Consider the following 7,795-nt stretch of genomic DNA (forward strand, 5'->3'; position numbering starts at 1 on the left):
CGCACAGCAGCACCGCGCCGGCCGCGCGCGTCAGCCCGACGGTCCCGTCCGGCCCAGCGGCCGGAAGCCAGCACAGCGCCAGCAGCATGCACACGGTGCCCAGGAGCACGGGCAGCTCGCGCCGCACCAGCGACGACTGCACCTTCACGGGGCGCACCAGCGCGGCCAGCCCCAGCACCAGGCCGATGTTGGTGAGCGACGAGCCCGTCATGTTGCCGAACGTCAGGTCCGTCGCGCCGCTGGTCGCCGCGGCCACGTTGAGCGCGAGCTCCGGGGCGGACGTGCCGAAGGCCACCAGCGTGAGGCCGACGGTGAGGGGCGGCACGCCGTGGCGCTCGGCGAGGGCCACCGCGCCCTTGACGAGCAGGTCGCCCCCCAGGAGCAGCAGCACGACGCCTCCAGCGAAGAGGCCCAACGATTCAAGGAGTCCGGGGGACATAGGGCCCTCATAGTCCACGTGTCCGCCGCCGTGGAGCGCTTCCTTGCCCGGAGGGTCCGCGGCGGAACGGCGGCCTGCGCGCGGGTGGGGGGCCCCAGACGCGGCGCCGCGGGACGATGCAGGCGCATTGGCGCATGCGCAGCGTCTTCGGAACCCCGGCCCTGTTCCAGGGCCCTGAACCTTCGGAGACGCTGCCATGGCCTCGCCTGTTCCTCCCGACACCCACGCCGTGCCCGTCAAGGAGCGCGACGAGTCGCTCGACCTGCAGCCCTTCCTGGATGAAATCCAGGGCGACGCGGTCATGCACACCCAGGGCCTGGAGGCCCGGGAGGCCGCCAGCGCGGTGTTCTGCTCGCTCGCCCGGCGGCTGTCGGACGGCGAGGACGTGAAGCTCTTCCGCGCGCTGAAGGGCGGCATCGGCGCCATCCTGGGCGCCTGCTCGGTGCACCGGGGGCCCTCGCGCGCGAAGCGCATTGGCCGCGACGAGTTCATCACCGACGTGGCCGACCACCTGAACATCAAGCCGGACCAGGCCTTCCGCGTCGTCACCGCGGTGTTCACCGCCGTGCGCGACCGCATCCCCGAGGACGAGGTCGCCGCCGTCGCGTCACAGCTGCCCGCGGACCTGGGCGACCTGTTCCGCAGACCTGTCTGACTCAGACACACCCGAGCGATAGGCATCAAGAATGGCTGGATGAATCCGGCGCATCAAAACCTCAGGATCCTCGTTGAAGGTGTCAAACCCCAAAGCCAGGATGCCGCGCCCCCTGATTCCCAGGGGCGCCTTCGGGGGATCCCATGAGGCTGATTGCAGTAGCGTCCCTGCTGCTGATTGTTTCGGGGTGTGCGACGACTCGCGTCGTTCAAATAGATACCGGGAATGGTCAGCGGGTCGTCCACAAGTCGGTAGACGTTGACCCAGTGGAGGTGAACGAGGCGGAGTTCAAGTCTGCCCTCGCGCAGCTCATCCTGGACCTGCGCATGGACGTTGCGTTCCGTGAGGCAGAAGAGGCGGATGCGCGCGGGTGGGTGCGGTCCAGGAACTTGCTGGCGTCCTCGAATGGCCTCGCGGATCCCGGCTCGGGGCGCTCACCTGAGTCGCTGTACTCACGCATCTGCTCCGACTCGGACGGCTGCTTGACCCTGGTTGGAGGAACGGGGCTGCCCTTCTCGCGCAAGGACCGGACGCTCACGGCCCTGTCCTTCGCGCTCGACACCGTCTGGGAGAGCGTCGAGGTGGAAGTCGGCAAGATGCTGAACCCGGTGGCGCTCAAGGCCATGGTGACCTCGGCGGCGCTGAGCGTTCTTCTCACGATGACCTTGCCCGAGCCCGTCACCAAGTTCATCGCGGTGGCGTTGACGGCGGCGATGGTGGCCTACCTGGGCGTGGTGCCGGTCTGGGAGCTTGGACGGGGCTTCGTCCGGTTGTGGGATGATGCGGGCAGGGCCATGAGCGTCGTCGAACTCCAGGACATCGGCCACCGCTTCGGGAAGGTGCTCGGAACGAACGGCACGCGGGTCCTGGTGCTGCTCGTCACCGCGGCCCTCGGTGGAAAGAGCGCGATGGCGGCCCAGGGGCCCAGGCTCCCCGGCTTCTCCCAGGCGGCACTTCGTGCGGAGGCCGAGGCAGGATTCCAGCTCGGGGCGGCGCTGAATGGCGGGGTGTCGTCAATCGCGATGCCTGCCGCCGGGGTGCTGAACGTGACGCTGGCTCCGGGGGCGGCCGCGGCTCTTGCGATGTACGGAGAGGGACGGTATCCGGGTGACGCTGAAGGCCCGGTTCACCACATCTGCACGAACAAGAATCCCATCTCCAACGCGAGTGGCGGCCCTTGGACGCCAGAGTGCGAAAGGATTTTCAGGAAAGCTGGGATGACTCTCGAGGATGCGGCAAACAAGGTGCGGCTCAACGGGCACGAAGGGCCGCATCCCGAGCTCTATCACAATCAGGTGATGAGTCGTCTTGAGCGCTCTGTTGCGCGTTGCAGAACGACGGAAGCTTGTCGTTCCAGCTTGCTGAAGGAACTCGCGAAGATCGCCAATGAGCTCCTGACGCCGGGCTCCGAATTGCGCAGCTTCATCGTGAAGTAGGAGGGCGGGGTGGACCGGAACTTTTATTGGGTAGGCCTGGCGGACGTGCCTCGGTGGCTCATTGAGACGCCCACGCGGACATCCGGGGAGGCGTTCGACGAGCCTTGGCTGTTCACGGATGGGGGGATCCTTCCAGACCCTGGCTCCATCAAATCTCAGGTTTCACATCCGGGTACGCAGCGTGCTTTTGTGTTTGGAGGGGTTGAACGCACGCCTATCGTCAGCGAAGCACTCGCGAACGTCTTCCGAACACTGGCCCCCAATGACGTCCAACTCTTCCCGGTGTCGATAGAGGGAGCGCCCGAACGGTACTTCGTCGTCAACGCAACCAAGGTGGTTGACGCCATCGACGAGGCCCGGTGCCGGGAGGTGCATCACCATGACGAGGACGACCCTGCCCCTGGATATGAAGGGGAGTACGACTGGATCTATGGGCTGCGGATCGACCCCTCGAAGACCGAGGGCGCGCAGGTCTTTCGGCTGAAGAAGTTCAAGACAGCGCTCATCGTGTCGGAGGACGTCAAGAACGCCCTCGAAGGGGTCGGGAACCTGGGGGTGTCGTTCGAGCGCGTGACCTGAGCGCCCGGACCTCACTGACGGTCGATGTCGAGGTGGCGATGTTGTCGGCTCACCACCTCGGCTTCCCCGCCCTCCGGGAGCAGGGCCTGCCGCGAGGCCGCGTCTCCGGGCCGCCGGAACTCCATGGCGTCGTCGTCCACCCGGCCGTAGCGCATCAGCAGCAGGTCCCGCACGTAGTTCTGGTACAGGCGCCATGGCGCGCGCGTGCCCTGGCGCGGCAGCGAATCCAGCGCGCGCTGCACGTACCCGGAGCTGAAGTCGAGCACGGGCTCCGGCGTCATGCCCGGGTCGCGCACGCGGGGCACGCATTGCGTGTAGCCGTGCTGCTTCATGTGGTTGAGCAGGCGGCAGGAGTACTCCGCCACCAGGTCGCACTTCAGCGTCCACGACGCGTTGGTGTACCCGAAGGCCGCGACGAGGTTGGGGACGTCGCTGAACATCATCCCCTTGTACGCCAGGGTCCGCGACAGCTGGACGGGCTCGCCGTCCACGGCCAGCGCGATGCCGCTCAGAATCTTCACGTTCAGCCCCGTCGCGGTGACCACCAGGTCCGCGTCCAGGTGCTTCCCCGAGCGCAGCTGGAGGCCCGTCTCCGTGAAGGACTCGATGTGGTCCGTCACCACCGAGGCGTGTCCCTCACGGATGGCGCGGAAGAGGTCTCCATCCGGCGCGACGCACAGCCGCTCGTCCCAGGGGTTGTAGCGGGGAGAGAAGTGCGTATCGACGTCGAACGTCTTGCCGAGCGCGCGCCGCACCCCCAGCCGCAAGAGCCACTTCATGAGGCCCGGCCGGCTGCGCGCGAGGTTGTAGAAGAACATGCCGCGCAGCACGTTCTTCCAGCGCGCGACCGCGTACGCCGCGCCCCGGGGCAGGACGCGTCCCAGCGCCCGGGCGACGCTGTCCTCGGCCGGCTGATCCGCGATGTACGTGGGCGAGCGCTGCAGCATCGTGACGTGCGCGGCGCGGCCGGCCATCGCCGGGACCAGCGTCACCGCGTCGCGCCGCTGCCGATGACGACCACGCGCTTGCCGCTGTAGTCCAGGTCCTCGGGCCAGTGCTGCGGGTGCACGACGCGGCCCCCGAAGCGCTCCGTGCCGGGCCACGTGGGCGTGTAGCCGCTCGCGTAGTCGTAGTAGCCGGTGCAGGTGTAGAGGAAGCCGCACGTCAGGCGGACCGGCACGCGCTCCGGGCCCACCTCGGCGTCCACCGTCCAGCGCGCGTGCTCGGAGGACCACTCGGCCCGCGTCACCCGGTGGTGGTAGCGGATCCGCTGGTCGATGCCGTACTCCGCCGCGGTCTCCTCGATGTACGCCTTGATGGACGGCCCATCCGCGATGGCCTTGCCGCCATGCCACGGCCGGAACCGGTACCCCAGCGTGTACATGTCCGAGTCCGAGCGGATGCCCGGATAGCGGAACAAATCCCACGTGCCCCCCATGGCCGCGCGCCCCTCCAGGATGGCGTAGCTCAGGGTGGGGCAGCGCGCCTGCAGGTGGTACGCGGCGCCGATGCCCGACAGGCCCGCGCCGATGATCAACACGTCCACGTGCGAGGGCGCTTCAGCGGAGGGCAGGGGCATCACGGGACTCCTCGTGGTACAGGAAGGTACCCAGCCTATGAGACTGTTGATGAGAGGTAGCAGTGAGGTCTGGTACCGTCAAGTACCAGCGCCAGGAGCCGCATGATCTCCCCATCCGGCCAGGCGGGCGAAGGCCCCCGGGAACGGCTCGTCGCGGGCCTGGCGCAGGCCATCATCGAGGTGGGCTACGCCCGGGTGACGCTCGCGGACATCGTGCGGCACGCGCGCGTGTCGAAGCGCACGTTCTACGAGCACTTCGAGGACAAGGACGCGTGCCTGCTGGCGCTCTACGCGGCGCAGAGCGCCCGGCTCCTGGCGGAGCTCCAGGCGGCCATCCAGCACGCGCCTCCCGGGGAGATGCGGGCCAGCATCGGCGCGGCCGTGTACCTCGCGAGTCTGCAGAGCCGGCCGGGGCTGGTGCGGACGCTGCTCGTGGAGATCTTGCACGTGGGCCCGAAGGGCTTCGAGCTGCGCCGCCAGGTGATGCGCGGCTTCGCGGAGCTGATGCGGCGGGAGTTCGAGGCGGCGGGCACCGGGGACACGCTGTCGCCCGCGCTGGCCATGGCGCTCGTCGGCGGCATCAACGAGCTCATCCTGGAGGCCGTGGAGGAGGACCGCGTGGACCGGCTCTCGGAGCTGGCCGGTCCGGTCGCGGCGTTCGTGCGGGGCCTGCTGGAGGCGCGGGCCCCGGCGAAGTGAACGCGGCTCGGTCCATGTGCTCCAGGGGGATGCCCCGGGGCACGGCCCAGGCAATGGAAGGGCAGGGCACGGACTCGAAGAGGCGCGCATCCACGACGGAGCGCGTCCTTGCCCGGCTCGAAGTCACATGCTAGCCGATAGGTTTTCATGCGGAGCACCGCACGAGGGCCATGGCACGCACGACTCCACACGGCATCCCCTGCGCGGATGGCTTCGAGCTGAGCTCCACGCTGCACACCCCGGACGGCCCGGTCCGGGGCGTGGTGCTGATGCATCCCGCCACCGCGATGTCGGCGAGCATGTACTTCGCGTTCGCCGCGCGGCTGACGGACGACGGCTTCGCCGTGGTGACCTACAACTACCGGGGCGTGCACCCGTCGGGCGTGGCGAAGCGGACGCATGCCGGATTCCTCACCTGGGCCGACCAGGACGTGGACGCGGTGACGGGCTGGGCGGCGGCGCGCTACCCGGGGCTGCCGGTGCTCGCCGTGGGGCACAGCTTCGGGGGCCACGCCATCGGGTTGAGCGCGAGCAGCCAGCGCCTCACCGCGGCGGTGATGGTGGCGACCCAGGCCGGGAGCCTGCGGTTCATCCGCTCCTGGCGGGAGCGGATGCTGGTCGCGCTGTACCTCAAGTGCATCGGGCCGCTGTGCGCGCGGTCCCTGGGCTACATGCCCTATGCGCGGCTGGGCTCGGCGAGGACGTGCCCGCCCAGGCGGCGCTGGAGTGGAGCCGCTGGGCGTCGCTGCCCCGCTTCTACTTCGACGACCCGCGGGTGGACGCCGCGGCCCGCTTGCGCCGGCCCCGCATGCCGGTGCTGTCCATCGGCCTGGATGACGACCCCTGGGCGCCGCCCGAGGCCATCGACCTGGTCTGCGAGCACCTCACCGGCTGCGCCGTGGAGCGCCGGCAGCTCTCCCCCGCGGACAGCGCCGGCCAGGGCATCTGCCACCTGGGCTTCTTCCGCGAACACCACGCCGCCACGCTCTGGCCGACAGTGATTGACTGGCTGCGCCACCACGCCCCGGAGCGGGGTGAGGCGCGAGTGGACTGACGCCTGTCATGAAACAGTCATGGATTGGCAATCATTCACCCTGCCTTGACCTTCCGGATACACCGCGTGGCAGGCTTCAGCCGGCTCTGCTTTCACAGGAGCGCTGTCCCACACGAACGGAGCACCCATGCGCATGCTGATGAAGTCCCTGTTGACTGTCTCGGCTGTTGTTTCCCTGGCTCCCGCGGCTGCCTTTGCCTATCCCCCGCAGTGCTTCGAAATCTGTTACGAGGCGTGGTGCGATACGGAGTGTGCCATTGGCGCGCAGACGTGGACGACGTGCCGGGAATACGCTCCCAGCTGGTGCCTGGGCATCACGGCCGAGCCCTCCGAGCCCACCGCCTCGGTGACCGAGGCCGAAGCCCGCCAGGCGGATGACGCTTCGCAGGTGTGCAGCGAGGAGAAGCCGGACGCCACCGCGGAACTCTGACACGCCAGAGCCTGGCCACCGGTCCGTGGGTCGAGCACGGACCGGCGGAGGCTTCAGCGACGGCTCAGTAGCGGAAGCCCACCTGGAGCGACAGGCCGGGGTACTGGTCCACCGCGCCACCGGCGACGTAGGGGTCGCCCGGCTCCGGGTTGAACTTGAAGAAGTAGCGGCGCAGGTCCGCCTTCAAGCGCACGTCCAGGATGCGGTTGAGCCGGTACGCCAGCGTCGCGCTGCCCGTGACGGCGCCCGCGGACATGCGCGGGAACCACGCGTCCGAGGACAGCTCTCCGGAGTCCAGCGGGTGCTGGTAGCCCAGGCGGAAGTTGAAGTCGAACTTCTCCGACAGCGCCGCCCGCAGGCCCAGTCCCAGGCCCGCCGTCTTGTACTCCACGTTGGGCAGGTCCAACGGCCGCTCGCCGTCCACCGCGTCGATGCGGAACGTGCTCATCCCGTACGTGCCGGTGACCTCGAAGCCGTAGCGCTGCGCCTGGCCAAAGGGCATCACGTAGCGCAGGCCCGCCTGCCACTCGCGCGCCGTGGTGGGGTAGGAGACCGCCCCCGTGGAGCCGGTGGACTTCAGGCCGAAGGACTGATCAATCGAACCCGTGAGGCCCAGCCGCGCCAGCGCGCCCTTCTGGAAGGGCGCCAGCGGATACACCGTCACGTCGCCCGCGAACTGGGGCGCGCCCGGCAGCGCGAGGCCGCCCACGTCCGTGCCCAGCGTGTACGGCCGCAGCACCCCGAACACGTCGTCCTTGTAGCGCAGCGACCGGCCGAAGAGCTTCAGGCCCAGCGCGCCCTCCACGAGCGGCGCGGAGCGCGACTCCGGCTGCGTGGAGAGGGCGTCGTCCTGCTTCGCGGGGGCCGTCCTCCTTGCGGGGAGTGGCGGCCACCGGCTTGCGGATGGGCTCCGGGTCGGCGTCC

At 69.2% G+C, this 7,795-nt stretch carries 11 protein-coding genes and 1 pseudogene; 7 read left to right on the forward strand and 5 right to left on the reverse strand.

The genetic code is table 11. The annotated features are described in order from the left end of the window. The coding region (locus ACLEQD_RS31940) for a sodium:calcium antiporter (protein WP_410389282.1) at positions 1-439 on the reverse strand (439 nt) is incomplete at its 3' end. A 196-nt stretch (positions 440-635) separates the two neighbouring features. Here ACLEQD_RS31940 and ACLEQD_RS31945 point away from each other — a divergent pair. From ACLEQD_RS31945 to ACLEQD_RS31955, 3 genes are all read left to right on the forward strand, one after another. Continuing rightward, the gene (locus tag ACLEQD_RS31945) at positions 636-1,094 is read left to right on the forward strand and encodes a DUF2267 domain-containing protein (RefSeq protein WP_410389283.1); all 459 of its coding nucleotides are present in this window, start codon (positions 636-638) and stop codon (positions 1,092-1,094) included. A 143-nt stretch (positions 1,095-1,237) separates the two neighbouring features. Further along, positions 1,238-2,530: an AHH domain-containing protein gene (locus ACLEQD_RS31950; RefSeq protein WP_410389284.1), complete on the forward strand. Its 1,293-nt coding sequence runs from the start codon at positions 1,238-1,240 to the stop codon at positions 2,528-2,530. Between the two features lie 9 nt (positions 2,531-2,539). Next, positions 2,540-3,109 (forward strand): imm11 family protein, encoded by a 570-nt coding sequence (locus ACLEQD_RS31955; protein ID WP_410389285.1) that lies wholly within the window; start codon positions 2,540-2,542, stop codon positions 3,107-3,109. Between the two features lie 11 nt (positions 3,110-3,120). Here ACLEQD_RS31955 and ACLEQD_RS31960 read toward each other — a convergent pair whose 3' ends face one another. Together ACLEQD_RS31960 and ACLEQD_RS31965 are read right to left on the reverse strand one after the other, a co-directional pair. After that, entirely contained in the window at positions 3,121-4,101 is a 981-nt protein-coding gene (locus ACLEQD_RS31960; protein WP_410389286.1) for a hypothetical protein, read from the reverse strand. After that, a complete protein-coding gene (locus ACLEQD_RS31965) occupies positions 4,098-4,688 on the reverse strand; it encodes a flavin-containing monooxygenase (RefSeq protein ID WP_410389287.1) in 591 nt (196 codons plus the stop codon). The genes ACLEQD_RS31960 and ACLEQD_RS31965 overlap by 4 nt, the downstream gene beginning before the upstream one ends. Before the next feature lie 102 nt (positions 4,689-4,790). Between ACLEQD_RS31965 and ACLEQD_RS31970 the strand changes: the two genes are divergently transcribed. Next, the gene (locus ACLEQD_RS31970; protein ID WP_410389288.1) at positions 4,791-5,387 is read left to right on the forward strand and encodes a TetR/AcrR family transcriptional regulator; all 597 of its coding nucleotides are present in this window, start codon (positions 4,791-4,793) and stop codon (positions 5,385-5,387) included. 299 nt (positions 5,388-5,686) lie between these two features. Then, a pseudogene (locus tag ACLEQD_RS31975) lies at positions 5,687-5,896 on the forward strand (serine aminopeptidase domain-containing protein); the annotation flags it as partial. Here the strand turns inward: ACLEQD_RS31975 and ACLEQD_RS31980 are convergent. Then, positions 5,851-5,979 (reverse strand): hypothetical protein, encoded by a 129-nt coding sequence (locus ACLEQD_RS31980; RefSeq protein ID WP_410389291.1) that lies wholly within the window; start codon positions 5,977-5,979, stop codon positions 5,851-5,853. The pseudogene ACLEQD_RS31975 and the gene ACLEQD_RS31980 sit on opposite strands and share 46 nt — an antisense overlap. Before the next feature lie 111 nt (positions 5,980-6,090). Between ACLEQD_RS31980 and ACLEQD_RS31985 the strand changes: the two genes are divergently transcribed. Next, positions 6,091-6,441: a hypothetical protein gene (locus ACLEQD_RS31985; protein ID WP_410389292.1), complete on the forward strand. Its 351-nt coding sequence runs from the start codon at positions 6,091-6,093 to the stop codon at positions 6,439-6,441. Positions 6,442-6,568: 127 nt separating this feature from the next. Then, positions 6,569-6,871, forward strand: a complete 303-nt coding sequence (locus tag ACLEQD_RS31990; RefSeq protein ID WP_410389289.1) for a hypothetical protein — start codon at positions 6,569-6,571, stop codon at positions 6,869-6,871. Between the two features lie 64 nt (positions 6,872-6,935). On the opposite strand, the gene ACLEQD_RS31995 is transcribed toward ACLEQD_RS31990, so the two are convergent. Beyond that, positions 6,936-7,795: hypothetical protein (locus ACLEQD_RS31995; RefSeq protein ID WP_410389290.1), on the reverse strand; the 860-nt coding region annotated here is incomplete at its 5' end.

Origin of the sequence: Corallococcus sp. 4LFB (genome assembly GCF_046520365.1) — a bacterium.
GTDB classification, from domain to species: domain Bacteria; phylum Myxococcota; class Myxococcia; order Myxococcales; family Myxococcaceae; genus Corallococcus; species Corallococcus caeni.

Bases quoted from the DNA above. Each gene is read 5' to 3' on its own strand.
- ACLEQD_RS31945 (WP_410389283.1), top strand. From the start codon at position 636: ATGGCCTCGCCTGTTCCTCCCGACACCCACGCCGTGCCCGTCAAGGAG.
- ACLEQD_RS31990 (WP_410389289.1), top strand. From the start codon at position 6,569: ATGCGCATGCTGATGAAGTCCCTGTTGACTGTCTCGGCTGTTGTTTCC.
- ACLEQD_RS31970 (WP_410389288.1), top strand. From the start codon at position 4,791: ATGATCTCCCCATCCGGCCAGGCGGGCGAAGGCCCCCGGGAACGGCTC.
- ACLEQD_RS31950 (WP_410389284.1), top strand. From the start codon at position 1,238: ATGAGGCTGATTGCAGTAGCGTCCCTGCTGCTGATTGTTTCGGGGTGT.
- ACLEQD_RS31980 (WP_410389291.1), bottom strand. From the start codon at position 5,979: ATGAACCGCAGGCTCCCGGCCTGGGTCGCCACCATCACCGCCGCGGTG.
- ACLEQD_RS31965 (WP_410389287.1), bottom strand. From the start codon at position 4,688: ATGCCCCTGCCCTCCGCTGAAGCGCCCTCGCACGTGGACGTGTTGATC.